We start from the raw sequence: 25,509 nt of genomic DNA on the forward strand, positions 1-25,509 counted from the left end.
AGTCTCTTTACGAACAGTCTTTCAACGAGTATATCGGGTCAGTAAGTCAATGCAATGACAGAGTGCAAATTAACTCGTCAGAGTTTGAGCTATCACCACACCAACAAACAAAAGGTTAGTTACCAGCGAGCACTTGACGATCACCGGCAGCATCGGGGCAATTTGCGCCGGTTGCTCTGTAGCCCACACCGCGCGGCCATGCTTGGTCACCATGATGAGGCTGAGTAAAAACGGCAGGCTGATCCACACCGGTTTCCCCTGCATCAACAAGTAGCTGGCAAACGCGATCACCGCGCCAGTCAGCAGCAAAAAGTGGTAGGTTTTGGCGCGCTGTTGGCCCAATCGCACAGGCACGGTGCGCTTGCCACATTCTGCATCGTTTTCAATGTCGCGCATGTTGTTGACGTTGAGCACCGCCACCGCCATCAAGCCACAGCCCAGCGACGGCAGAAACAAACTCCACTCAATGTGACCGATGTGCAAAAAGTAAGTGCCAGACACGCCGAGCAAACCAAAGAACAGAAACACCGACAAATCCCCAAGGCCGACATAGCCGTACGGTTTGTTGCCGACGGTATAGGCGATCGCCGCCATCATTGCCAGCACACCCAAACCAATAAAGGCCAGAATGCTTTCTAGGCTGTCGAGGGCGTAAAACACCAGCGCCAATCCCGCCACAATGGTGAGACCGATGTTGATGAAAATCGCTCGCTTCATGTCTGCCAGCGACACTTCGCCTGACTGAATCGCGCGCATCGGGCCAAGGCGTTTGTCGTTGTCGGTGCCTTTTACGGCATCGCCATAATCGTTCGCCAAGTTCGACAGAATTTGCAGCAGGGTTGCGGTCAGTAGCGCCAATAGCGCGACAGGCAACGAAAAGTGGCCAGACGAAAAGGCCAGCGCGCTGCCCGTAAAAATAGACACCAGCGCCAACGGCAATGTTTTCGGACGCGCCGCGTCAAACCAGATACGTAAAGAATTATTCATGGGGAAAAATTGTAAGATCGATCAACATAGTTTTCAGTATACGCGCAAGTGCGTAATATGAAAAAGCCCACCAGATCAAGGTGGGCTCAGAAATTACAGAATAAAGCGGCTGAGGTCTTCGTCTTCGACCAACTCGCCGAGTTTGGCGCGCACATAGGCCGAATCAATCGTCAGGCTTGCACCGGCTTTCTCGGTGGCGTCAAACGAGATTTCATCCATCAGACGTTCCATCACCGTGTGTAGGCGACGCGCACCGATGTTCTCGGTGGTTTCATTGACTTGCCATGCGGCATCGGCAATTTGCTTGATGCCATCTTCGGTGAAGGCAATGTCGACCTCTTCCGTTTTCATCAGCGCCATGTATTGCTCGGTCAGCGACGCTTTTGGCTCGGTCAGAATGCGTTTGAAGTCATCACTAGAAAGCGCTTCCAGCTCCACGCGGATCGGCAGACGACCTTGTAGCTCAGGGATCAGATCTGAAGGTCGTGCCACTTGGAAAGCACCCGATGCGATGAACAGAATATGGTCGGTACGCACCATGCCGTGTTTGGTGGTGACGGTGCTGCCTTCAATCAGGGGCAGCAAATCGCGTTGTACACCTTCGCGAGAGACATCAGGGCCTGACGATTCGCCGCGCTTACAGATCTTGTCGATCTCATCGATAAACACGATGCCGTTGTTTTCAACGTTGTAAATCGCCTGCTCTTTCAGTTCTTCCTGATTCACCAGCTTCGCCGCTTCTTCTTCGGTCAGGGCTTTAAACGCATCTTTAATTTTCAGTTTGCGTTTTTTCTTGGTGTCACCACCTAAGTTCTGGAACAGGCCCTGCAGCTGATTGGTCATCTCTTCCATGCCCGGAGGCGCCATGATTTCCACGCCCATCTGCGCCACCGCGACGTTCACTTCGATCTCTTTGTCATCCAGCTTGCCTTCACGCAGCTTCTTACGAAACGTTTGGCGTGTCGACGACGCAGTATCGTTGTGCTCCGCTTCGCCCCACGCATCACGCGCTGGCGGCAGCAACGCGTCAAGAATGCGCTCTTCCGCCTGCTCTTCCGCACGGAATTTCACTTTTTCCATCGCTTGTTGATGCGTCATCTTCACTGCCACGTCCGTCAGGTCGCGAATGATGGTTTCAACTTCTTTGCCCACATAGCCCACTTCGGTGAACTTGGTGGCTTCGACTTTAATGAACGGCGCATTGGCCAGTTTCGCCAAACGGCGCGCAATCTCGGTTTTACCGACACCGGTTGGGCCGATCATCAGAATGTTTTTCGGTGTGACTTCAACACGCAAGCTTTCTTCCAGCTGCATGCGACGCCAGCGGTTACGCAGCGCAATGGCGACCGCACGTTTGGCGTTGTCCTGACCGATGATATGACGGTTCAGTTCATGGACAATTTCACGAGGAGTCATTTCAGACATAGTGGTTTCCTTCAAATTCAGTAGCATCACACACGATTATTCGGCTGCGGCAGCAGGTAACAGTTCCGGCGGAATTTCCAGCTCTTCAATGGTGTGATGATGGTTCGTGAACACACAGATGTCGCCAGCAATCTTCAGCGCTTTTTGTGCAATTTCACGGGCGTCTAAATCGGTATTTTCCAGCAAAGCTATCGCCGCGGCTTGTGCAAAATTACCGCCGGAACCGATCGCAATCAGATCGTGTTCAGGCTGCAACACATCGCCGTTACCGGTAATGATCAGTGATGCGGTTTCATCCGCGACGGCCAAAATGGCTTCGAGGCGACGTAGTGCGCGATCGCTGCGCCAATCTTTGGCCAGCTCCACCGCCGCTTTTGTCAGGTGGCCCTGATGCATTTGCAGTTTGCTTTCAAAGCGTTCAAATAAGGTGAATGCGTCCGCTGTCCCCCCCGCGAATCCGGCCAATACTTTGTTGTTGTACAAACGACGAACTTTGCGCGCATTGCCTTTCATTACGGTATTGCCAAGCGAGACTTGTCCGTCACCTGCGATGACAACTTTGTTATTACGACGTACAGATACGATGGTAGTCACGAGGAACCCCTTTGTGCTTTTCACTATCAAGATAGTGGTTATATGAGGTTGGAAAATCAAAATTCAAGGCGGGAATCGTCAGCGCATCGTAAAAACGCCCAGCACTGAGGCCGGGCGTTTGATGACAATGGGAAGTTGTTATTGCTGCTCTTTCCAAATCGCGCAAGGTTCAATCTTGGCGCGTTGCAGCTTGTGCTTATCACGCTCTGCATCGCGTTTGAATTTGTATGGACCAAGCACCACACGGTACCAGCTGCTGTCTTCTTTCTTGCGAATTTTGCTGCTCAGGCCTTGGAAAGCAATGTCCAATTTACGCGCTTCCGCCTGCTGCATGGTTTTATAAGCCCCACACTGCATGATGTACGGAATGTCCGAGACTTGCAGCTCTTTGGCTTTCACTTCAATCTCGCGATTGGGTAGCGATTCCACGTAGTCCCACTTCTCGGTGGGTGGTGGCGGCAAACGGTTGTTGTTTTGTGGTTGGCTGACCGGTTTTGATTTGGTCTCGACCACCACCGGTGCCGGCGGCTCAGGATCTTGATTGAGCAGATACAAGCCATAGCCAAACCCGCCGACCAACAGCATCGCCAGCAAGCCGCTGCGCCATGGTTTTCTGCGTCGAGGAGCTGATTTTTTAGGGGTCGGCTTTTTCGGACTACGACCGCGCCTTACATAATCTTTATTAGCCACTGAGAATTTCGAACGTTGACAATTTTGTCCACATGTTAAAGCAGATTCGCTGCAGATAACAGCGCGGAAATGGAAGCGGCGCATCAAAATACGCCGCTGGTTGCAGGGAAATCACCGCGTTCACACGGCTTAGGCCGAGCGGGGCGGCGCTGCACTCTCGCGAATGACCAATTGGGTGTCGAGCAGACGCGAGCCCGCACGCACATCATGACCCCGCAGTAACTCAAGCATCATCAACATCGCCTGACGGCCGATCTCGTAACGCGGCTGAGAAATGGTGGTTAGCGGTGGATCGCAGTACTGCGCAAACTGAATGTCATCAAAGCCGACCACAGACAGGTCTTGCGGCACACGCATGCCCAAACGCTTGGCTTCCTGAATGGCACCAATCGCCATGGTATCGTTGTGACAGAAAATGGCTGTCGGCGGCTCCGGCAGGGCCATCAATTGGCGCACCGCTTTGGCACCCGACTCAAACGTAAAGTCACCGATGGTACTGTAGGTTGGATTGCGTGAAATCCCCGCGCGGCGCAGGGCTTGTTGATACCCTTGCTGACGGAACTGACACAACACCGCCGCTTCAGGGCCGGCAATCTGCGCGATGCGTTTGTGCCCCATCTGCGTCAGATAGTTCACCGCTTCAAAGGCAGATGTCAGGTTATCGATATGCACCGTCGGCAATTCAAGTTCTGGCGCAAACTCACACGCCATCACCATCGGTGGCAGGTTTTTCTGCTCAGGTTTGCTCACGTCAAACGGCAAATCGGTCCCCAGCAATAGCATACCGTCCGCCTGTTTGGTAAACACCAAGTTCACAAATGAGCTTTCACGTTTTTTCTGCTGACCGCTGTCACCCAGCAGTACCAGATAACCGTGTTCCATCGCGGCGTCTTCGATACCACGAATAATTTCGGTGTAATAAGGATCACAGATGTCCGGCACGATCGCGACAATGGTTTTCGATTCATTGCGACGCAGATTTCGGGCTAAAGAATTCGGTGAATAGCCAGCTTCTAAAACCGCCTCTTCAACCCGTTTACGAGTTGAGGCTGAAACTTTCTCGGGATTCATCAGAGCGCGCGAGACTGTCGCCGTCGATACGCCTGCAAGCTGGGCAACATCCTTCATTGTCGCCATGTGTAATTACCCTCTTTCTCGGTTCTTCATAGTGCGATGCACTTTTTTTATGATTATGGGATCGCTTTGAGTTGCCCTTTACTCTTCAACCACCCGGCACTCCTTTTACCGTGTCGTTGAGACTGCTTTTGGCCAACTTTAAGCACACTTTATGCAGCGAAAACGATTCACTGACACAAGATTGCGAATAGTTTATTCGTTTCCGAATAGAAAGTTACGGTCTGATTAACAAATCTTACATTGCAAGTGTGACGTGAATCACGATAAGAAGGTTTTTATTTTTTGACAAAAATAACAATAAGAACAATCAGCTAAGATCTTGCGGTTCAATGTCCAGTGACCAACGCACTTTACTCGCCAGCGGCAAGAGTTGAATGGCCGGTTTGGCACTGGCGAGCAGCTTTTGCATCACTGAGCGACTCGGCGCCTGCAGCAGCAATTGCCAACGGAATTTACCCGCGCGTTTAGCCAAAGGCGCTGGCGTTGGGCCAAGCACCAGGCAACCCTGTTCACACAATGGATGCGCTTCCAACGTGTGGCGCACTTGGCGCAGAAAATCTTCCACAGGTTGCGATTGGTTGCCTTCGGCGCGAAACAGCGTCAAATAGGTATAGGGCGGCAGTTGTGCCAATTTGCGCTCAGCGAGCGCAGTCTCGGCAAATTGACTGTAGTCGTTGTGCAGTAATGCTTGCAGCAAGGTGTGCTCCGGATGGTGGGTTTGCAATACCACTTCGCCCGGTTTGCTCGCCCGCCCCGCTCGGCCTGCGACTTGAATAAACAGCTGCGCCAATCGCTCCGACGCGCGAAAATCGCTGCTATAGAGCGAGCCGTCGACATCCAGAAGCGCCACCAGCGTTACATCCGGAAAATGGTGACCTTTGGCCAGCATCTGCGTGCCAATCAGAATTTGATATTCACCGCGGCGAATCGCGCCAAGCGCTGACTCCAAGCTGCCTTTGCGACGTGTGCTGTCGCGGTCGATACGAATCGCTTTGTATTCCGGAAACAGCTCACTGAGCTGCGCTTCCAACTGCTCGGTGCCCACGCCGACGGTCACCAAATGGGTAGAACCACATCCCTGACACTGGTGAATTACCGGACGCTGGGAGCCGCAATGGTGACAGCGAATTTCGCTGCTGTGTTGGTGATAGGTGTAATAGGCATCGCAGCGCTGACAGTTGGCGATCCAACCACATTCGTGGCACATCAACGCCGGTGAAAACCCGCGGCGGTTGAGGAACAACAACACTTGATTGCCTTGCGACAAATGACGGCGCATTTCGGCAATCAGCGGCGCCGACAGGCCACTTTCCAAGTACAGCCCTTTGACATCCAACACGCGGTTGGTGGTCGGCAGCGCCGTGCCCGCACGCTGCGTCAGTTGCAGATGATGGTATTTGCCGGTCAGCGCGTTGTGCAGCGTTTCTAATGCCGGCGTTGCCGACCCCAACACAATCGGCACCTGCTCCAAATTGGCGCGCATCACCGCCACATCACGGGCGTGATAACGTAGGCTATCTTGCTGTTTGTAGGAGGCATCGTGCTCTTCATCGACAATAATGATGCCGAGATCGGCAAACGGGGTCAGCAATGCCGAACGGGTACCAATCACGATGCCAGCCACTTTGTCACGCGCGGCCAGCCAAGCATTGAGCCGCTCGGTGTCGTTCAAGCCGGAGTGAATCACCTCCACCGGCACGGTGAAGCGCTTGCGAAATCGGTTGATGGTTTGTGGCGTGAGGCCAATTTCCGGCACCAGCACCAACGCCTGCTTGCCCGCTTCCAACACCGGTTTGATAAGATTGAGGTAGACCTCCGTTTTGCCAGACCCGGTCACCCCATGCAGCAGATAACAGCCAAAGCCGCGCTGACTGTTGACTGACGCAATGGCGATCGCCTGCTCTTGGTTGAGTTTGGGTTTATCGACATCGGCTTCAACCACTTTGGGCCAAGGGCGAAACTGCGGCTGCTTCTCCGTGACTTCAATCCAGCCTTTGTCTTGCAAAGTATTAAGCGTAGCACTGGACACCTCTTCATCGAGCATGATCTGATGCGCCACCGGGCCAGGCTCAAGCAAATGCATCACCTGCGCCTGCTTGACCGCGCGGCCAAAGCCTTGCATCAACTGATCGCGTCCACGCTCGGTCATGTGCCACTCTTTACTGCTGGCAAAATCAGCCGGTTTACCTTTGCGCAGCGCACTCGGCATCGCATTGGCCAACGTGTCGCCGAGTGGATATTGATAAAACTGGCTGCACCATTGCAACAAGCGGTACAGCGTTTCCGGCCACACGGGCTGCGAATCGAGCACCGCTTTAATCGCTTTGAGCTGCTCGCGCGGAAACGCCGATTCCTGCGCCAACGCCGTCACCACACCGACCAGCGTCTGGCGGCCAAACGGCACCGACACACGGCCGCCGATGATCGGAAACAAATGGTTGGGAATCAGGTAATCAAATTGCTTATCCAGTGGTACCGGCAGGGCGACACGGGCAATACTTGGGCGCATAACAGTCCGTCAGCAGTCAAAAATGGTGAGAAATCACAGTCTACTGGATGCGGGTGGGAAATTCGACCCACAAATAGTGGCGAAAATAACGCCGAAAGCGGTTGATCCGGCGCGGGGGATTCATTAATATATCGCGCCTTGAAGATGCTTGGTCACCAAGGCTGAGTATCGAACAGTATCATTAACATTACGTGTGGTGTCCGACATTGATTCGGATAGCGACACGGCCTAAATTGAGGTTATCCCATGAAAGCTGGTATCCACCCAGAATACAAAGAAGTAACAGCGTCTTGCTCTTGCGGCAACACTTTCGTTTTCAAATCAACTCTAGGTAAAGACGCTCTGCACCTGGACGTATGTGACCAGTGCCACCCATTCTACACTGGTAAACAACGTGTTGTTGACACTGGCGGCCGTGTTGATCGCTTCAACAAGCGTTTCGGCGCGCTATCAAGCAAGAAGTAATTTCGACTTCACGCGAAGATTCAAAAAGGACGCTCCGGCGTCCTTTTTTCATGCCTGCAATTTCTCCTTACCGCGATCACAAAATAGCTGGTCTTATCAGATTAAATTAGTCAAGTTTTGTACGATTGACCCGCAATCCTGCCTAGGCAGCTTGACAGACATCTATTAGAATAATTCCCCTTTTCCAAAAACAATAAAGAGACCTCCCCTATGTCCGATGACAACCAAGAACTGACGCCGGAAGAAGCATTCCGCCAGCGTGCGCTGGATTACCATGCGTTGCCGATCCCAGGGAAAATTGCTGTTTCTCTAACGAAACCAGCAGATTCTGCTGCAGACTTGGCCCTCGCCTACAGCCCAGGCGTGGCAGAGCCCGTGCGTGAAATCGCACAAAATGTCGACAACGTTTACAAATACACGGCCAAAGGCAATACCGTGGCAGTGATCTCAAACGGCACCGCCATTCTTGGCTTGGGTAACTTGGGCCCAATGGCATCCAAACCTGTGATGGAAGGAAAAGCCCTGCTATTCAAACGCTTTGCAGGTCTCGATTCCATCGACATCGAAGTCAAACACCGCACCATTGATGAATTCGTCGATACCGTCGCCAACATTGCCGACACCTTTGGCGGGATCAACCTCGAAGACATCAAAGCCCCAGACTGTTTTGAAATCGAACGTCGCCTGATTGAGCGTTGTGACGTGCCCGTATTCCACGATGACCAGCACGGCACTGCGATCGTGACCGCCGCTGGTATGCTGAACGCGATTGAACTGCAAGGCAAAAAGCTGGAAGAGTGCATCATCGTCTGCCTTGGCGCAGGCGCTGCGGCCGTGGCGTGTATGGAACTGCTGATCAAGTGCGGCGCGATGCGTGAAAAAATCTACATGTTGGACCGCAAAGGCGTGATTCACACGCGCCGTGACGATCTGAACGAATACAAACAGCTGTTCGCCAACAATACCGACAAACGCACATTGGAAGATGTGATTGCCGGGGCTGACCTGTTCCTTGGTGTATCAGGCCCGAACCTGCTGCCAGCCGACGCGCTGAAGCTGATGGCCGACAAACCCGTGGTGTTTGCATGTTCAAACCCGGATCCAGAAATCAAACCGGAACTGGCGTACGAAGTGCGCAGCGATTTGATCATGGGCACCGGTCGCAGTGACTACCCGAACCAAGTCAACAACGTGTTGTGTTTCCCATTCATCTTCCGTGGCGCGCTGGACGTCCGCGCAAGCGAGATCAACGATGAAATGAAACTGGCCGCGGTCGACGCAATTCGTCAACTGGCCAAAGAAGACGTGCCTGCGGAAGTCCTGAAAGCGGCCGGCGTTGATCACCTGGCATACGGCAACGACTACATCATTCCAAAACCAATGGACCCTCGCCTACTGCCACGCGTCGCCAAAGCGGTGGCTCAAGCTGCCGTGGATTCGGGCGTTGCACGCATCGACATGCCACAAGGCTACATGGAAGCGTAAACGCTCCTTGCTTCAAGTGAAGACAAAAAAACCTGGCTCATGGCCAGGTTTTTTTATGCATGACGGGCGTGTGCGCTTAGTCGTCGTAAGCTTCGAACTCGATGCCCATCGCGGTCATCAGCTCTTTCACTTCGGCAGGAATATCATCCGGACGGTCTTTACGCAGATCTTCATCCGTGGGTAGCGGCTGACCGGTGTATGCATGCAAAAACGCTTCACACAGCAGCTCACTGTTTGTTGCATGACGCAGGTTATTGATTTGGCGGCGAGTTCGTTCATCCGTCAGCACTTTCAGCACCTTAAGCGGGATCGACACAGTGATTTTTTTCACCTGCTCGCTCTTTTTCCCATGCTCCGCGTATGGACTAATATAGTCGCCATTCCAGTCTGCCATTGCGCACCTTCGTTGTTTGGATTCGAGTTAGTTTTTCAAAGTCCCCAATTTTAGCGGGATTTACTGCCATAAGCAAAGACATATAGACGTCTAGAAGTGTTGACGTCTTCTTTTTTGCCCAGTAAAGTGTGATGTTATTCAGCGGGGTGATCAGCGTCAGCATGCGTCACCGCCGACTTGGAAGCCAAAACATCGTCAATCAGGAAAGGAAACGCTCATGACCAATCGCAAGCCAGCGACCGTTGCGGTCCGCACGGGTATTGAATCGGACACGCAGTATCACGCTGTGGTTCCCCCCATTTATCTCTCGACTAACTATGGCTTTCCTGCGTTTGGTGAAGTGCCAAAATACGATTACACCCGCTCGGGGAACCCGAACCGTGGTTTGCTCGAACAAGCGCTGTCTGAACTCGAATGCGGCGCGGATGCAGTCGTCACCAACTGCGGTACTTCAGCGCTCAACCTATGGGTTTCTGCCTTCCTGACTCCGCAAGATTTAATCATTGCGCCACACGATTGTTATGGCGGCACATACCGTTTATTCAACACACGCGCCCAAAAAGGTGACTTCAAAGTGCTGTTCGTCGATCAATCTGACGAACAGGCACTGGCCGCGGCGATGGCCCAACACCCGAAACTGGTGCTGCTGGAAACGCCGTCTAACCCGCTGGTTCGGGTGGTCGACATCGAAAAAATCTGCCAGCAAGCCCACGCGGTCGGCGCGCTGGTGGCGGTCGACAATACCTTTTTGACACCGGTGTACCAAAAGCCCCTGACGCTCGGCGCTGACTTTGTGGTGCACTCCACCACCAAATACCTCAACGGTCACTCAGACGTGATTGGCGGCGTGATTATCAGCAAAGCGGCTCAGCATGCCGAAGAGCTGAAATGGTGGGGCAACTGCATCGGTGCAACGGGCACGCCATTTGATAGCTACATGACGCTGCGCGGCTTGCGCACGCTCGGCGCGCGGATGCGCGTGCATGAAGAAAGCTCCCAACTCATCCTCAACTACCTGCAAAGCCAATCGCTGGTGAAGGTCATTTACCACCCGAGCCTGCCAGAGCATCCGGGTCACGAGATTGCGAAAAAGCAGCAGGTCGGTTTTGGTTCCATGCTCAGTTTTGAGTTTGCGGGCTCGTTTGAACAACTGAAATATTTTGTCGGCAAACTCGACCTCTTCTCGCTGGCGGAATCACTCGGCGGCGTCGAAAGTTTGGTGTGTCACCCTGCGTCGATGACGCACCGCGCGATGGGCGAAGAAGCCCTCGCTGAAGCGGGCGTATCACAGCAACTGCTGCGTTTGTCGGTTGGTTTGGAAGATGCCTCTGACCTGATTGCCGATCTAGATCAGGCATTCAACAAAGCCAAGGAGGCCTTTTAATGACTCAGTCGCGTCAACTGCATAAATTTGGCGGTAGCAGTCTCGCAGACCCAGAATGTTATCAACGCGTGGCGCATATTCTGCAGGAATATTCTCAACCCGACGATTTGGTGGTGGTGTCCGCAGCGGGCAAAACCACCAACCGGCTGATCGCGTTTCTCGATGCGTTGAATAAAGACGGTCGCATCGCGCATGAAACCCTGCAATCCCTGCGCGTGTATCAAAGTGAACTGATTGAAGGCTTGTTAGAAGGCGATGCCGCCGATCGGTTACTGACCCAATTGAATGGTGAATTCGTCGCACTGGGCGAGCTCACAGCGCCGCTGAGCACCGCGCAACAAGCGGCCGTGCTTGGTCATGGTGAAGTGTGGTCTTCTCGCCTGCTGGCGGCACTGCTGAACCAACTGCAACTCCCCGCTGCCGCGCAAGATGCGCGCGTGTTTCTGCGCGCTGAAAGTGGCACGCAACCCGAAGTGGATCGCGCCCGCTCTTATCCACTGCTCAAAGAAGTGTTGGCACAACACGCACATCATCGCGTGGTGATCACCGGCTTTATGGCGCAAAACGACGCAGGAGAAACCGTGCTGCTCGGGCGCAATGGCTCCGATTACTCGGCAACGGTGATTGGCGCACTGGCAGAAGTCGACCGCGTGACGATTTGGAGCGATGTGGCGGGCGTCTACAGCGCCGACCCGCGCTTGGTCAGCGATGCCTGCCTGCTGCCACTGCTGCGTTTGGATGAAGCCAACGAACTGGCACGCTTGGCAGCCCCTGTGCTACACAGCCGTACGTTGCAGCCCGTCGCCCAAAGCGCGATGGATCTCAGCTTGCGTTGCAGCTACCAGCCGGAATCCGGTTCTACGCGCATTGAACGCGTGCTGGCCTCTGGCCGCGGCGCCAAAATCATCACCTCGCTTGACGACGTGCAGCTGATCGAATTGGCATTTGCACACGGCCACACCGTTCAGCGCGCGCAACACGAAGTGCTGGAAAAACTCAAACGTGCGCAGCTTGAACCGCTGGCATTTGAAGTACAAGCCGACCAACACCACATGCGCTTGGCCTACACCGCTGAAATCGCCTCCGGCGCACTGAGCTTGCTACACGATTTAGCCATTGAAGCCGAAATCAAACTCAAAGACGGCTACGCGATGGTCGGCGCGGTCGGCGCAGGCGTCACCAAGAATGCGCACCACAGCTACGGTTTCTTCCAACAACTCAAAGCCTCGCCGGTGGAATTTGTGTGCGAAGCGGAATCGGGCTTGAGTTTGGTGGCCGTACTGCGTCAAACCGACGTTGAGCCGTTAGTCACCGGTTTGCACACGCAACTGTTTCAGGCGCAAAAACGCGTGGCACTGGCGCTGTGTGGCAAGGGCAACATCGGCTCAAGCTGGCTCAAACTGTTTGCTGAACAAAAAGATGAGCTGGAAAAACGCCACGGCATGAACTTCGAATTGGTCGCCGTCATTGACAGCCAAACCTACTGGTTCAACCCACAAGGCATCGATGCAGCCAACGTGTTGGCGCATTACAGCGATGAAGCGCTGCCAAACGATGGTCAGCAGTGGCTCAAACAATTGGGCAACATTCAAGGCTTTGATGAAGTCGTGGTGTTGGATGTCACCGCCAGCCAAGAGTTGGCCGATCGCTATCTGGACATCGCAGAACACGGCATGCACCTGATTTCCGCCAACAAGGTGGCTGGGTCAGCTGCGGGCGATTATTACCAGCAAGTCAAAGACGCGTTTGCCAAAATCAGCCGTCATTGGTTGTACAACGCGACCGTCGGCGCCGGCTTGCCCATCAACCACACTGTGCGCGATTTGCGTGAAAGTGGCGATGAAATCACCGCATTGTCGGGAATTTTCTCGGGCACGCTGTCGTGGCTGTTCCAGCAATACGACGGCCAAGTGCCGTTCAGTGAATTGGTCGATTTGGCGTGGCAACAAGGCTTAACCGAACCCGATCCACGCTGTGATTTGGATGGCTCAGACGTCATGCGCAAACTGGTCATTCTGGCGCGCGAATCTGGGCTGGACATCGAACCACAAAGCGTCCGCGTGGAATCATTGGTGCCTGAAGAGCTGCGCGCATTGTCGCTGGATGACTTCCTCGACAAAAGCCAGTTGCTCAACGAACGCTTGGCGGAACGTCTGGCCAAGGCGCAGCGCCAAGACAAAGTGCTGCGTTATGTGGCGCGCCTTGAGAAAAACGGCAAAGCCACCGTCGGTGTGGAGGCCCTCGACAAAGAGCACGCGCTGGCGAATTTACTGCCGTGTGACAATATCTTTGCCATCGAAAGCAAATGGTATCGCGACAACCCGTTGGTGATTCGAGGCCCGGGCGCCGGGCGAGAAGTGACGGCCGGCGCGATTCAGTCCGACCTCAACTTGCTCGCAGGTCTGCTGTAAACATGATAAAGCTCGTCAAGATGGCGAGCTTTTTGTTGTTTATTCTGTTATTAATTTCAAGGACAGAACAATTGTCGAACAGGATGGGAATGACCGTGAATCACCGCTAACGTGCTGATAACGGTGTTGAATTCCCCTCACGATCAACATGAAAAATATTCATAATGGCAAGGTTGACATTAAAATGCATTCAAGACATTCTGTAGCCATATAGACGTCTAAACGTCAATCTTAACAGTGTTCGCGTTGTGGCATGAAGCCACAGGGAGAGAAAAAATGGGATATACGCACGCCAGTCATATTGACGCACTAAACCAGAATATTGCTGATCTTTCAGACATCAACGTTTCGTTTGAATTTTTCCCGCCGAGCACTGCGCAAATGGAAGAAACGCTGTGGAACTCGGTACATCGTCTCAAAACCCTGAAACCTAAATTTGTCTCGGTCACTTACGGCGCGAACTCCGGCGAACGTGATCGCACCCACTCGATCATCAAAGCCATCAAAGACCAAACCGGCCTGATTGCCGCGCCGCACCTGACCTGTATCGATGCCAGCCGCGAAGAACTAATTCAGATTGCCGACGATTACTGGCACAACGGGATTCAAAACATCGTCGCCCTGCGTGGTGACATTCCACCGGGCGGTGGCAAGCCAGACATGTACGCTTCGGACTTGGTGACGCTGCTGAAATCACGTCACGATTTCGACATCTCCGTCGCGGCTTTTCCGGAAGTCCACCCAGAAGCCAAAAGCGCCCAAGCAGACCTTCTGAACCTGAGACGAAAAGTAGATGCGGGGGCCAACCGTGCCATCACGCAGTTCTTCTTTGATGTCGAAAGCTACCTGCGTTTTCGTGACCGCTGTGTGGCGGCGGGAATTGATGTGGAAATCGTCCCGGGCATTTTGCCGGTCTCCAACTTCAAGCAGGCCTCGCGTTTTGCGGCGCAGAACCACGTCAAAGTACCGAGCTGGATGGCGAAGCAATTTGATGGGTTGGATGACGATCCAGTGACGCGTCAGCTGGTCGGTGCCAGCCAAGCGATTGACATGGTGCGCATCTTGTCACGCGAGGGCGTGAAAGACTTTCACTTCTACACCCTCAACCGCGCGGAAATGACTTACGCGCTCTGTCACACGCTGGGTGTTCGTCCAAGCTTGTAAGCCCATATGAGACACAAAAAAACGCCGACAACTGTCGGCGTTTTTTATCAATTCGATATTGCGGTAATCGGTGGATTATTCCACGTCGTCCATTTTGCCCAGCAGGTTGCGAATACGCTCTTGCCATGCAGTGTGTTCTTGTTGAATTTGTTGAGAACGTTGCTCTAGTGCTTCACGGCTCGCTTTCAGCTCGTTCGCTTCTTCGACCAGTTTCACTTTCTCTTCTTTCAGCTCTTCAACTTCCATTTGCAGTAATGCGATTGTATCAACCGCGGTTTGGATTTTTGCTTCTAGTTGTTCTAGTACTTCAAAAGACATGGTACTTACCCTTTCTTGATTCGGTTGCGGTGAACTCACTTCACTAATCGTTCCATTCTACTCAGCCAAGCGCAGAGAAACACTCACTATATTCGATATTTTGCGCTATTCGGTTAAAAAAACGGCGCAAATTGACTTCCCGCTTACTTTCGTGACGCGCAGGGGGAAACAAAGCCTGAAAAATCAGGCTATCGTAACGACTTTTGATCGAGTGCAAGTCTCGTGAGTGTCAAAAAGCAAACGTTTCCTTTCGAATATGCTAAGATCCGCCGCAAATCATTCCCCCTATTACTGATCCTTGGTTTGGAGTAAGCATGAAACGCGAATTGGCAATGGCTTTTTCACGCGTCACAGAAGGCGCGGCATTGGCTGGATATAAATGGCTTGGCCGTGGCGACAAAAACGCCGCAGATGGCGCGGCAGTAGAAGTGATGCGCACCCTATTAAACAAAACCGAAATCAAGGGTGAGATCGTCATCGGCGAAGGTGAGATCGACGAAGCGCCAATGCTGTACATCGGTGAGCACGTGGGTGTGGGCGGCGACGAAGTTGATATTGCCGTCGACCCGATTGAAGGCACGCGCATGACAGCCATGGGTCAATCCAACGCGCTGGCCGTGCTGGCCGCCGGCGAGAAAGGCAGCTTCCTCAAAGCGCCGGACATGTACATGGAAAAATTGGTGGTCGGCCCAGGCGCGAAAGGCTGTATCGACCTCAACAAACCGCTGAAAGAAAACTTGGAAAATGTGGCCGCCGCGCTGGGTAAATCCCTGAACAATTTGACCGTGATTACGCTGGCAAAACCGCGTCATGAAGCGATGATTGTCGAAATGCAACAGCTCGGTGTGCGCGTGTTCGCGGTGCCAGACGGCGACGTGGCCGCCTCAATTCTGACCTGCATGCCCGACAGCGAAGTGGACATGATGTACTGTGTGGGCGGCGCGCCGGAAGGGGTGGTGTCTGCCGCGGTGATTCGCGCGCTCGATGGCGACATGAACGGCCGTTTGCTGCCCCGTCATAAAGTCAAAGGGGAAACCGAAGACAACCGCATCTGGGGCGCTCGTGAGCTCGAACGTTGCGAACAGATGGGTGTGACCGCGGAAGTGGTGTTGAAACTCGAAGACATGGCGCGCAGCGATAATGTCATCTTCGCCGCCACCGGCATCACCAAAGGCGATTTGCTGGAAGGCATTACCCGCCAAGGCAACATCGCGACCACCGAAACCTTGCTGATTCGTGGCCGCTGCCGCACCATTCGCCGCATCAAGTCGATTCACTATCTGGAGCGTAAAGATCCAGAAGTACGCGAATTCATTCTTTAATCGCGAGCAACAAAAAAGACCGCCAAGGCGGTCTTTTTTTTCGAACTAATTGCAGGTTAAGCGCTTAGAACAGCTCTTCAGCCACCTGGAACAGATCTTTACGTACTGGACGTTTCATGTTTTCAATCGCGTCGATGATGTCGTGGTGAACCAGTTGCTCTTTTTGAATGCCCACACAACGGCCACCGTGACCTTCCATCAATAGATGAACGGCGTAGTTACCCATGCGAGACGCAAGCACGCGGTCAAACGCAGTTGGTTTACCACCCCGTTGAATGTGGCCCAGGATCGTCGCACGAGTCTCACGACCCGTCGCTTTTTCGATCTCTTTTGCCAGTTGGTTCGCATCCATCATCAGTTCAGTCAGCGCGATGATCGCGTGTTTCTTACCTTTCTTGATGCCGTCTTGAATATTAGAAATCAGCTGTTCCATATCCAAACCCGTTTCAGGCGTGATGATGTACTCACAGCCACCTGCGATCGCAGACATCAGCGTCAAGTCACCGCAGTGACGACCCATGATTTCAACGATCGAAATACGTTGGTGAGAAGAAGACGTGTCACGCAGACGGTCAATCGCTTCGATCACGGTGTTCAGTGCAGTCAGGTAACCGATGGTGTAATCCGTGCCTGCGATGTCGTTGTCGATGGTGCCTGGCAGACCGATACATGGGTAACCCATTTCAGTCAGTTTCTTCGCACCCATGTACGAACCGTCACCGCCGATCACAACCAATGCATCGATGCCGTGTGTTTTCAGGTTTTCGATCGCTTTTTCACGCACTGCTTCTTCACGGAACTGCGGGAAACGCGCAGAACCCAGGAATGTACCACCACGGTTAATCACATCAGACACGCTTGAACGGTCTAGCTGCTTGATACGACCTTCGTACAGGCCTTGATAGCCATCGTAGATGCCGAATACTTCAAGACCTGCGCCCAACGCCGTACGAACCACGCCGCGAATCGCAGCATTCATGCCTGGGGCGTCGCCGCCACTTGTCAAAATACCGATCTTCTTAATCATGCTCACCCTCGATTTTTGGGAACTTAATATAATATTTTTCGCGCCGCCCGCCCTGGATTGGCAGGCAGCAAAAGCATTCTATATCTGTGCGTTATGTTACATTTCCTAATTAGGAATACTACTGTTATTTGCACGAAATTCTGTAAGTTTGCTACTTATGTAAGAGTATTACAGTTTCGACCCACAGCGTTGTTGATTCACATCAGGATCAGGTTTTTTAGTTCAATTGGGGAAAAGATAGCCAACCTCGACCACTTTTGCCTCACCACCCTTGGAATTTTTGCTTTCGCTCTGGACCGAAGACCACAGAATACGGATCCTGATGGATTAAAACATCGGCACCGGGAAAAGTTTTGCGCAGCTTCGCTTCCACAATATCCGAGATGCGATGTGCTTCAATTAACGGAATGTTGTCATCCAATTCCAAATGGAGCTGAATGAAACGCACCGGGCCGGACATGCGTGTGCGCAGTTGATGCACGCCCATCACCCCATCGACCGAAAGCGACAAGGTGCGAATCTGCATCAGCTCATCATCAGGCAATTTGCGATCCAGCAGCGTTTGGACTGCGCTATGCGCCATGCGATAAGCGCTGTAGAGAATGTACACCCCAATCCCAACCGCAAACACCGCATCGGCCTGTTTGATGCCAAACCAACTCAGTCCGAGCGCCACCATGATCGCGCCGTTCATAAATAAATCCGACTGATAATGCAGTGAGTCGGCCGCGATGGCCTGACTGCCAGTTTTCTGCACCACGTGGCGCTGGAACATCACCAAGGCAAACGTCACCACCATGGCAAACCCACTGACGTAAATCCCGTACTCTGGCGATTGCAATTCATGGGGGCGGAAGAAACGGTCAATGCCGTTGAGGATCAAAAAGCAAGCAGAGCCGGAGATGAACATCGCTTGCGCCAGCGCCGCCAAGGATTCCGCTTTGCCGTGACCAAAGGTGTGTTCTCGGTCTGCCGGTTGCAGCGAATAGCGCACCACAATCAAGTTGACCACCGACGCGGCGATGTCGAGCAGCGAGTCAATGAGCGATGCCAGCAAGCTGACCGAGCCGGTCACCCACCACGCGGCGATTTTCACGATCAGCAGCAACGTGGCGACCGTGGTCGCGGTCCAAGCGGCGAGGGTCACCAATCTGGCGTATTCCTGTTTCATAGTCTGTTATCCATGCAAATCAATGACGTAATTATACGCAAAAGGCCGTTTGATGTGCGTTAAATCTCATCCGACATCCAGTCAAAAAACGTAAAAAAGGCAGCCGAAGCTGCCTAAAATGCGAGTCACCATTATTCACCAGCTGGTGGCGCAGGTGGCATCATGCGTTGACCTTTTGACCCCTTGCCATCGTGATGACCGCCACGAGGGCCGTGTTCCCAACATTGATCCATGCGCTCTTGTTGCAGAGTCTGGAACTGCGCTTTTTGCGCTGGCGTTAACACGCTCAACATGTGATGACGTTTTTCCATCATCTGTACGCGACGTTCCACTTGCATATCAACCATCTGTTTCGCCAGCTCAGTCGCTTGCGCTTTATCGAAGTTAGGCGCCAGCATCAGCGCACGTTCTTTGTCACGCATCGCCTTCATCTGTTCAGACGGCCCTGCCTGACGTTTTTGTTGCATCTGCGCACGGCCATCTTCACGCATCTGACGCAGTTGAGCCTGCTGCTCCGCGCTGAGATTCAGCTGTTTGAAAATCCCACGCTCACCGCGTGGACCGCACATCTCATCGTCGGGGCCTTTGTTTTTGCCGCCAGCGGCCAGCACACTCGCTGAACCCAGCACCATCGGTAGAACCACAGCGGTAAGCATCAATTTTTTCGCCATTTTCATCATCATATCCTCAATCGTTGCATTCTGACTTACGGGCTGCCCTTGCAGCGCTTGAGTGTAGAATACGACCTGCTAAGTAAAGTGGTGTTTAGGCAGCGTAAAGAATCGTAAAGAGTGCAATTAGCGCTAATTGCGCGCAAACTTTCACAGTAAACTACAGAGAATCCCCCGATGTTTAAGAGGCAGATATGGCGCACATTCTTCTTATTGATGACGACACCGAACTCACTGGTCTACTGAAAGAGGTCCTGAGCTACGAAGGCTTTGAGGTCTCCGAAGCGAACGATGGTGAAGCTGGCTTACACGCCGTCAACGACAGCGTGGATCTGATTCTGCTTGATGTGATGATGCCCAAACTCAATGGCATGGAAACGCTGAAAAAGTTGCGTGAGAAATGGCAAACGCCGGTCTTGATGTTGACCGCCAAAGGCGAAGAGATTGACCGCGTGATTGGCCTAGAACTGGGCGCCGACGATTACCTGCCAAAACCGTTCAGCGACCGCGAGTTGCTGGCGCGCATTCGCGCTATTTTGCGCCGCACGGGCAACCACACGCAAAGCAAGCCAACCGATATGATTGAGTGTCAGGATTTACAACTGTATCCGGGCAAGCAGGAAGCGTATTGCCAAGGGCAATTGCTCGATCTCACCACCACCGAATTTGCCCTGTTGACCCACTTTGTGCAAAACCCGGGCGAAACCCTGACCAAAGAGATGCTGAGCCTCGATGTGCTGGGGAAACGACTGGCGGCATTTGACCGTGCGATTGATATGCACGTGTCGAACCTGCGTAAAAAACTCCCGGAACGCAGTGATGGCAAACCCCGCATTAAAACACTGCGCGGCCGCGGTTACTTGATGATTGTGGAGGATTAATGCGTCTACCGAAGATCAATAGCCTCTACGGCCGTATCTTTGCCATCTTCTGGTTCACCATGATGTTGGTGTTGGTCGCCGTCTTGACGCTGCCGCACCTCGATCCGCGAAAAACGCGCGACATTCCGCCCGAAGGTTACCAACGCCTGCTGGAATACCGCAACGCGATTGAAAACCGCTTTGGGCGCGAAGAAAGCTTAGCGCGCATTCTGATGCGGCTGGAAGAGAATGGCGGACACAAAAATGAAGAACGCTCGCGTTTCTTCCTGACTGATCTCGACGGCAACATTCTCACCACCAAAAAACATGCGGATTTCAAACTCAAAGCGCTGCAAAACTTTACCACCAGCATTGAATCGATTGAAAAACCGCAGCAGCGTTTGTATGGCCGCTACATGATTGCCGGCCCCCTGCCAATCCAACTTGCGCAGCGCGATTTGCTGCTTTACGTCGGTTTGCGCTGGGATGAGCCACCACCGTTTTTATTGCGTCTGTTTGACCGCCCGCTGCAACTGCTGCTGGCCGTCATGGTGGTCAGCACGCCTTTGCTGCTGTGGCTGGCATGGGCCCTGAGTAAACCGGCACAACGTTTGGCATTGGCAGCCCAACGCGTCGCGCGCGGCGAATTTGTGGTCGACCCCAGTTTGGAAAAAGGCACCACCGAGTTTCGCCAAGCCGGGCGCAGTTTCAACCAGATGGTCGAAGCGGTGAATCAGATGATTTCTGGCCAGCAACGCCTGCTGTCCGACATCTCGCACGAACTCCGTTCGCCCTTAACCCGCCTGCGTATGGCCAGCGCACTAGCAACGCGCAAACAGGGCTCCAGCAGCGAACTGGAACGCATCGACACCGAAGCGCAGCGCCTTGAACGCATGATTGGCGAACTGCTCGAAGTATCGCGCATGCAGATCAACAGCCACTTGAGCCGCGAAGTGCAGCCGCTGAGCAGCTTGTGGGAAGAGCTATTGTGCGACGCGCAGTTTGAAGCCGAACAGATGCACAAAACCCTGACGCAGGATCCGATCCCAGAATGCAACATTTCCGGCAACCCCACCTTGCTGATGAGCGCGCTGGAAAACATCGTACGCAACGCCATTCATTATGGGCAGGACAAAATTGAAGTGCACTTTGCTGCCACCGCGCAGCAGCTGACCGTCACCGTTGAAGACAACGGCGAAGGCGTGCCCGACAGCGAACTGGCTGAGATTTTCCGCCCCTTCTATCGCGTGTCAACTGCGCGCGATCGCCACAGCGGTGGCACGGGATTGGGGCTGGCGATCACCGAAAGTGCAATTCGCCAACACAGCGGCCAAATCACCGCCAGCCGTAGCCAGCTTGGCGGCTTGAAAGTGCAGTTTACGCTGCCCTTGGATGCGTAACGAAAGACCTTACAAAAGACATAGTTGATAATGAGATTGATTATCAGTAACGTTAAGTTAATCAAACGGAGGATCAACTATGTCTCATATTTTCCCAGAGTTGCCATACGCCTACGATGCACTGGAACCGTACATCGACGCGAAAACCATGGAAGTCCATTACAGTAAGCACCACCGGACTTATTACGACAAATTCATCACTGCCCTCAAAGGCACCGCGCACGAACACACCCCGCTCACGGAATTGTTTGCCCAAATCTCCACCCTGCCCCCTGCACTGCGCAACAATGGTGGTGGCTACTACAACCACATTCTGTACTGGAACTGCATGGCGCCCCACGGCGGCGGTGAACCCCAAGGGGAGCTTGGCGAAGCCATTTGCGCCACCTTTGGCAGTTTTGAGGCGTTCAAAGAACAGTTTGCCCAAGCGGCGGTCAACACCTTCGGGTCGGGCTTTGCCTGGTTAGTGGTGAATGAGGGCTCGCTGCACATCAGCGCCACCAGCAATCAGGATAACCCGCTGATGGATGTCGCCAGCGTGCGCGGTGAACCGATTCTGGCACTGGATGTGTGGGAACACGCTTATTACATCAGCGACCAAAACCGCCGCCCGGAATACATAGATGCGTGGTGGCATGTGGTTGACTGGGAAGCGGTGGGCGAAAACTACGCAGTCGCCAAAGCGCTCTCGGCCTAAGCGGCGTCCGTCCCTTGCTCGCATCTTGCCGTGACTTGGGTATATACTCCGTCGCTCAGCAAGAGAGGAATGAACGCGTCATGTTTGATATCGCCCTGTATGAACCCGAGATTGCGCCGAACACCGGCAACATCATTCGTTTGTGTGCCAACTGCGGTGCCAACCTGCATCTGATTGAGCCGCTGGGGTTTGATCTCGAAGAGAAGAAAGTGCGCCGTGCCGGGCTGGATTATCACGATCTGGCGCGCGTGACTCGCCACAAAGATTATCAGGCGTTCATCGCATTTCTGGAAGCGCGGGGCGATTACCGCATTTTTGCCTGCACCACCAAAACCACCGGCCATCATGTCGATGCGCAGTTCCAACGTGGTGACGTGTTGCTGTTTGGCCCGGAAACCCGTGGCTTGCCCGCAGACCTGATTGAAAGCCTGCCGATGGCGCAGCGCATTCGCATTCCAATGATGCCCGAAGCGCGCAGCCTGAACTTGTCCAACGCGGTGGCGATCATCGCGTTTGAGGCGTGGCGTCAAATGGGGTTTGAAGGCGCACGTTAAATCACGCGAAACAGGGCCTCCAACCCGCGCATGAACACCGAATCATCGGCAATAAAAAAGCTCTCCCATGGAGAGCTTTTTCGTTATAGGAAGCTGGTTTAAGGACGATTGAGCTTGTCCTGATCATCCTGCTTGCGCTCAAATTCACCATCAAATGTTTGGCCGTGATGCGACGACGAGTGCGTCTCGCCATCACGCTCAAAGTGACTGGACTGAAATCCGGATGCCATAGGGGTCACCACCATTTTGCTCATCAGAGAGTGCGCCAGCTTGGCACGAGGCGCGGGCAGCAGAATCACCATGCCGAGCACATCGGTCATAAACCCCGGCACCACCAGCAACACGCCAGCCATCGCCAACAATACGCCTTCCACAATCTGCTGCGCTGGCATCTCGCCGCGCTGCATACGTTGCTGCACCGTCATCAAGGTATTGAGTCCTTGGCTGCGCACCAGCGACGCGCCGACAAACGCAGTGATCAACACCAACGCAATCGTCGGCCACAGCCCCAGCACGCCACCCACCTGAATAAACAGGCCGATTTCGATCACTGGCACTGCAATAAATAAAATCAGTAGTATCGGAAACACAGTCCCTCCTTATTATCGGCTACAACCTTAGCGCCAAGCGCTAGGCACTTCAAGCGCTCAACACGAGGCAAAAATGTAGCGAATTATTGCCTGAGAGGAAAATTTCTCTAAATGAAAATCAAGTGGATAGCTCGAAACGCCCGAATTCACTGGCCTCAGCGTTGGCAAATTAGCAAAGGCTCAACTACCTTTTAAACACAGATTTCACTCAACATGTATCATAATGAAACGGGTTGCCAATACGCTAAAAAAAACGGTGATTCTGTGGCTAGGGCTGTCGTTGATTCCGCTGGGCTACTATTACCATTTATCTGACAAAGCGCATCAGTTCTTGCTCGACCGATTGGAAGTGCAGGGTTCACAGTTCCTGTCGTTTGTCGATGCCAAGGCCAGCCGCACGCACGCCCAAATTCAAAAATCCTTTTATGAAATGAGCCACTCCCCACTGCTGTTGGATTTCGCGCTCAGCAACAACCCACAATACCGGGGCTACCTCGAAAGCCAGTGGTATCTCACCTCGTTTAATTCCGGTTTGTTTTACCAATTACGCTATTTAGACCAAGCCGGTACCGAGGTGATTCGAGTCGATTACACGCCGCAGATGACCCACCCGTTTATCGTCCCCATCAGCCAACTGCAAGAGAAAGGACATCGTGACTATTTCCATTACGCGCAGCAATTAACCCCCGGCGAACAAGGCTACTTCGGCATCGATTTGGAATACGAACATGGCCTGCCGGTGATCCCCTATAAACCCGGTTTTCGCATTCTCTATCCGATTGACACACTGGCGGGGCGGCAAGGCTATTTCATTGCCAACCTCGACGTAATGGAGGTGATTCATCAAATCACGGAGAACACACAGAACCTGTCGATCGACTTTGTCGACGCACAGGGATATTTCATTGTCAGCAGTGACGACAACAAACTATTTGGTGATTTAATTCAAACGCGCGCATTCAACAACCTGCCACGCGAATACCCCGACGTGTGGCGCGCAATTCAGCAGCATCCCAATCAACGCGGCACCTTGTTGACCCAAGATGGTTTTTTCATTTACCAACCCTTTGAAAATCAACTCTTTGGATCCGTTGGCGGGTTGATGATGCTGACGCATTACGATCCCGCCACCTTGCAACAGATCTTTCAAACCCGCGATGAGCAAATTCGATCCGACGCGATCACCATCTGGTTGTGTTTGGGCTTAGCATCTGTGGTGCTGGGCATGTTGTGGGAAGCGTTTCACATGGTGCGCATGGATCAAACCTACGCTCAGTTTGTGATGGACAATGGCGTCGCCATCGCATTTGCCAATCGCGAGCACCGCATTTTGCGCGCCAATGCTCGCTTTAGCGAGCTGGTGGGCATTGATCTGCACCTGCTGCATGGGCGCAGTGTGTTGGACATTCTCCCCTCGCGCCACAAGCAGAAATTGATGCTCAATCAACTGGCGCAACATGGCGAATGGAAAGGCCAATACAGCCTGCAAGATCCCGATGGTCACGAGGTGATGTGTAAAACGGAAGTGCGGGCATTGGCGGGGAAAATCGCCAAAGTGCAGTACTACGTGTATTCATTTACCGACATCTCCGAACATTACAATGCGATTGTCGAACTCAAAGAACGCAGCGAACGCGACCCCGCGACCTCGCTGTGGAACAAGAAGAAATTCGAGCACACCTTGCAGTATTACGCCCGCCTGAAACAGCGTTACCCCAATCAACCGCCCACCTGCCTCGCCATCATCGATATCGATTCATTCAAAGCGATCAACGACTCGCTCGGCCACACCGTCGGTGACGAAGTGATCTTGTATGTCGCGATTCAATTGCAATCACTGCTGCGTGATACCGACTTCATCGCGCGCATCGGCGGTGATGAGTTTGCAGTCATCATTCAGCACACGGATATTCACCAAGCGGTGAAGCTGATGCAGCGCGTCTGCACCGCCATTTCGTCGTGGCCACAGCACAAAGTCACGGTCAGTGTCGGCGTTGCCGAAGTGACCGCCGAAGCCCCGCAAACCTGCACCAATGCCGACAAAGCCATGTACCGCTCCAAGCGCAAAGGCAAAAATTGCGTCTCGGCACATGGTTTTGAAAATTTGACGGTAGTTGAGTCACATCGCGTGTAATTCTTTTCTGAAAATTGAACTAAAAAGTGATCCAGTTCCTATTTTTTAAATACTACTCAAGTATTATGTGCCACAGAAGTCAGGACGGATTTTCCAGCCAATAATTCTGATGAATGGATT

The 25,509-nt window shown here is 53.1% G+C and carries 23 protein-coding genes; 11 read left to right on the forward strand and 12 right to left on the reverse strand.

From position 1 onward, the window contains the following. Positions 1 to 69: 69 nt before the first annotated feature. From ACF8PK_RS21235 to priA, 6 genes are all read right to left on the reverse strand, one after another. A complete protein-coding gene (locus ACF8PK_RS21235; protein ID WP_014204315.1) occupies positions 70 to 987 on the reverse strand; it encodes a 1,4-dihydroxy-2-naphthoate polyprenyltransferase in 918 nt (305 codons plus the stop codon). Positions 988 to 1,080: 93 nt separating this feature from the next. After that, entirely contained in the window at positions 1,081 to 2,412 is a 1,332-nt protein-coding gene (gene hslU / locus ACF8PK_RS21240; protein WP_004728528.1) for an HslU--HslV peptidase ATPase subunit, read from the reverse strand. A 36-nt stretch (positions 2,413 to 2,448) separates the two neighbouring features. Beyond that, positions 2,449 to 3,006, reverse strand: coding sequence for an ATP-dependent protease subunit HslV (gene hslV / locus ACF8PK_RS21245; protein WP_014204312.1), 558 nt, complete (start codon positions 3,004 to 3,006; stop codon positions 2,449 to 2,451). Positions 3,007 to 3,144: 138 nt separating this feature from the next. Beyond that, the gene (locus tag ACF8PK_RS21250) at positions 3,145 to 3,696 is read right to left on the reverse strand and encodes an SPOR domain-containing protein (RefSeq protein WP_038152602.1); all 552 of its coding nucleotides are present in this window, start codon (positions 3,694 to 3,696) and stop codon (positions 3,145 to 3,147) included. Between the two features lie 129 nt (positions 3,697 to 3,825). Next, positions 3,826 to 4,833 (reverse strand): DNA-binding transcriptional regulator CytR, encoded by a 1,008-nt coding sequence (gene cytR / locus ACF8PK_RS21255; RefSeq protein ID WP_004728525.1) that lies wholly within the window; start codon positions 4,831 to 4,833, stop codon positions 3,826 to 3,828. Between the two features lie 307 nt (positions 4,834 to 5,140). Next, complete coding sequence (gene priA / locus ACF8PK_RS21260; protein ID WP_143680264.1) at positions 5,141 to 7,342, reverse strand: primosomal protein N'; 2,202 nt, start codon at positions 7,340 to 7,342, stop codon at positions 5,141 to 5,143. A 246-nt stretch (positions 7,343 to 7,588) separates the two neighbouring features. Here priA and rpmE point away from each other — a divergent pair, with 246 nt between their 5' ends. After that, positions 7,589 to 7,807 (forward strand): 50S ribosomal protein L31, encoded by a 219-nt coding sequence (gene rpmE, locus ACF8PK_RS21265; RefSeq protein WP_004728523.1) that lies wholly within the window; start codon positions 7,589 to 7,591, stop codon positions 7,805 to 7,807. Positions 7,808 to 8,017: 210 nt separating this feature from the next. Beyond that, positions 8,018 to 9,292 carry a malic enzyme-like NAD(P)-binding protein gene (locus ACF8PK_RS21270; protein WP_004728522.1) on the forward strand — a complete coding sequence of 425 codons (1,275 nt, stop codon included), beginning with the start codon at positions 8,018 to 8,020 and terminating at the stop codon, positions 9,290 to 9,292. A 76-nt stretch (positions 9,293 to 9,368) separates the two neighbouring features. Here the strand turns inward: ACF8PK_RS21270 and metJ are convergent, their stop codons facing one another. Then, complete coding sequence (metJ, locus tag ACF8PK_RS21275) at positions 9,369 to 9,686, reverse strand: met regulon transcriptional regulator MetJ (protein ID WP_004728521.1); 318 nt, start codon at positions 9,684 to 9,686, stop codon at positions 9,369 to 9,371. Positions 9,687 to 9,903: 217 nt separating this feature from the next. Here metJ and ACF8PK_RS21280 point away from each other — a divergent pair, with 217 nt between their 5' ends. The 3 genes from ACF8PK_RS21280 to metF all read left to right on the forward strand — a co-directional run bounded on the left by ACF8PK_RS21280 (position 9,904) and on the right by metF (position 14,645). Next, the gene (locus ACF8PK_RS21280) at positions 9,904 to 11,070 is read left to right on the forward strand and encodes an O-succinylhomoserine (thiol)-lyase (RefSeq protein ID WP_014204308.1); all 1,167 of its coding nucleotides are present in this window, start codon (positions 9,904 to 9,906) and stop codon (positions 11,068 to 11,070) included. Then, positions 11,070 to 13,481: a bifunctional aspartate kinase/homoserine dehydrogenase II gene (locus ACF8PK_RS21285; protein WP_392443456.1), complete on the forward strand. Its 2,412-nt coding sequence runs from the start codon at positions 11,070 to 11,072 to the stop codon at positions 13,479 to 13,481. Before ACF8PK_RS21280 ends, ACF8PK_RS21285 begins: the two co-directional genes overlap by 1 nt. Positions 13,482 to 13,757: 276 nt before the next feature. Next, entirely contained in the window at positions 13,758 to 14,645 is an 888-nt protein-coding gene (metF, locus tag ACF8PK_RS21290) for a methylenetetrahydrofolate reductase (RefSeq protein ID WP_004728518.1), read from the forward strand. Positions 14,646 to 14,720: 75 nt separating this feature from the next. On the opposite strand, the gene zapB is transcribed toward metF, so the two are convergent. Beyond that, complete coding sequence (gene zapB / locus ACF8PK_RS21295) at positions 14,721 to 14,963, reverse strand: cell division protein ZapB (RefSeq protein ID WP_004728517.1); 243 nt, start codon at positions 14,961 to 14,963, stop codon at positions 14,721 to 14,723. A gap of 314 nt (positions 14,964 to 15,277) precedes the next feature. On the opposite strand from zapB, the gene glpX reads away from it, so the two are divergent. Further along, the gene (gene glpX / locus ACF8PK_RS21300; protein WP_004728516.1) at positions 15,278 to 16,285 is read left to right on the forward strand and encodes a class II fructose-bisphosphatase; all 1,008 of its coding nucleotides are present in this window, start codon (positions 15,278 to 15,280) and stop codon (positions 16,283 to 16,285) included. Positions 16,286 to 16,349: 64 nt separating this feature from the next. Here glpX and pfkA read toward each other — a convergent pair whose 3' ends face one another. The 3 genes from pfkA to ACF8PK_RS21315 form a co-directional block, all read right to left on the reverse strand. Then, positions 16,350 to 17,312 (reverse strand): 6-phosphofructokinase, encoded by a 963-nt coding sequence (pfkA, locus tag ACF8PK_RS21305; protein ID WP_004728515.1) that lies wholly within the window; start codon positions 17,310 to 17,312, stop codon positions 16,350 to 16,352. A 262-nt stretch (positions 17,313 to 17,574) separates the two neighbouring features. Then, complete coding sequence (gene fieF, locus ACF8PK_RS21310; protein ID WP_154180472.1) at positions 17,575 to 18,483, reverse strand: CDF family cation-efflux transporter FieF; 909 nt, start codon at positions 18,481 to 18,483, stop codon at positions 17,575 to 17,577. Between the two features lie 131 nt (positions 18,484 to 18,614). Beyond that, positions 18,615 to 19,160 (reverse strand): CpxP family protein, encoded by a 546-nt coding sequence (locus ACF8PK_RS21315; protein ID WP_392443525.1) that lies wholly within the window; start codon positions 19,158 to 19,160, stop codon positions 18,615 to 18,617. 188 nt (positions 19,161 to 19,348) lie between these two features. Between ACF8PK_RS21315 and ACF8PK_RS21320 the strand changes: the two genes are divergently transcribed. The 4 genes from ACF8PK_RS21320 to trmL all read left to right on the forward strand — a co-directional run bounded on the left by ACF8PK_RS21320 (position 19,349) and on the right by trmL (position 22,665). After that, positions 19,349 to 20,035 (forward strand): response regulator, encoded by a 687-nt coding sequence (locus ACF8PK_RS21320; protein ID WP_004728512.1) that lies wholly within the window; start codon positions 19,349 to 19,351, stop codon positions 20,033 to 20,035. Then, positions 20,035 to 21,414, forward strand: coding sequence for an envelope stress sensor histidine kinase CpxA (gene cpxA, locus ACF8PK_RS21325; protein WP_392443462.1), 1,380 nt, complete (start codon positions 20,035 to 20,037; stop codon positions 21,412 to 21,414). The genes ACF8PK_RS21320 and cpxA overlap by 1 nt, the downstream gene beginning before the upstream one ends. Before the next feature lie 79 nt (positions 21,415 to 21,493). Next, positions 21,494 to 22,111 (forward strand): superoxide dismutase, encoded by a 618-nt coding sequence (locus ACF8PK_RS21330; protein ID WP_392443465.1) that lies wholly within the window; start codon positions 21,494 to 21,496, stop codon positions 22,109 to 22,111. Between the two features lie 80 nt (positions 22,112 to 22,191). After that, positions 22,192 to 22,665, forward strand: coding sequence for a tRNA (uridine(34)/cytosine(34)/5-carboxymethylaminomethyluridine(34)-2'-O)-methyltransferase TrmL (gene trmL / locus ACF8PK_RS21335; RefSeq protein WP_004728509.1), 474 nt, complete (start codon positions 22,192 to 22,194; stop codon positions 22,663 to 22,665). A gap of 98 nt (positions 22,666 to 22,763) precedes the next feature. Here the strand turns inward: trmL and ACF8PK_RS21340 are convergent, their stop codons facing one another. Next, positions 22,764 to 23,255: an FxsA family protein gene (locus ACF8PK_RS21340; RefSeq protein ID WP_004728508.1), complete on the reverse strand. Its 492-nt coding sequence runs from the start codon at positions 23,253 to 23,255 to the stop codon at positions 22,764 to 22,766. 223 nt (positions 23,256 to 23,478) lie between these two features. On the opposite strand from ACF8PK_RS21340, the gene ACF8PK_RS21345 reads away from it, so the two are divergent. Next, positions 23,479 to 25,389, forward strand: a complete 1,911-nt coding sequence (locus ACF8PK_RS21345; protein WP_392443468.1) for a GGDEF domain-containing protein — start codon at positions 23,479 to 23,481, stop codon at positions 25,387 to 25,389. Positions 25,390 to 25,509 lie beyond the last annotated feature (120 nt).

This window comes from Vibrio sp. CJQ_6 (assembly GCF_043106745.1).
In the GTDB taxonomy this organism is placed as follows: domain Bacteria; phylum Pseudomonadota; class Gammaproteobacteria; order Enterobacterales; family Vibrionaceae; genus Vibrio; species Vibrio furnissii.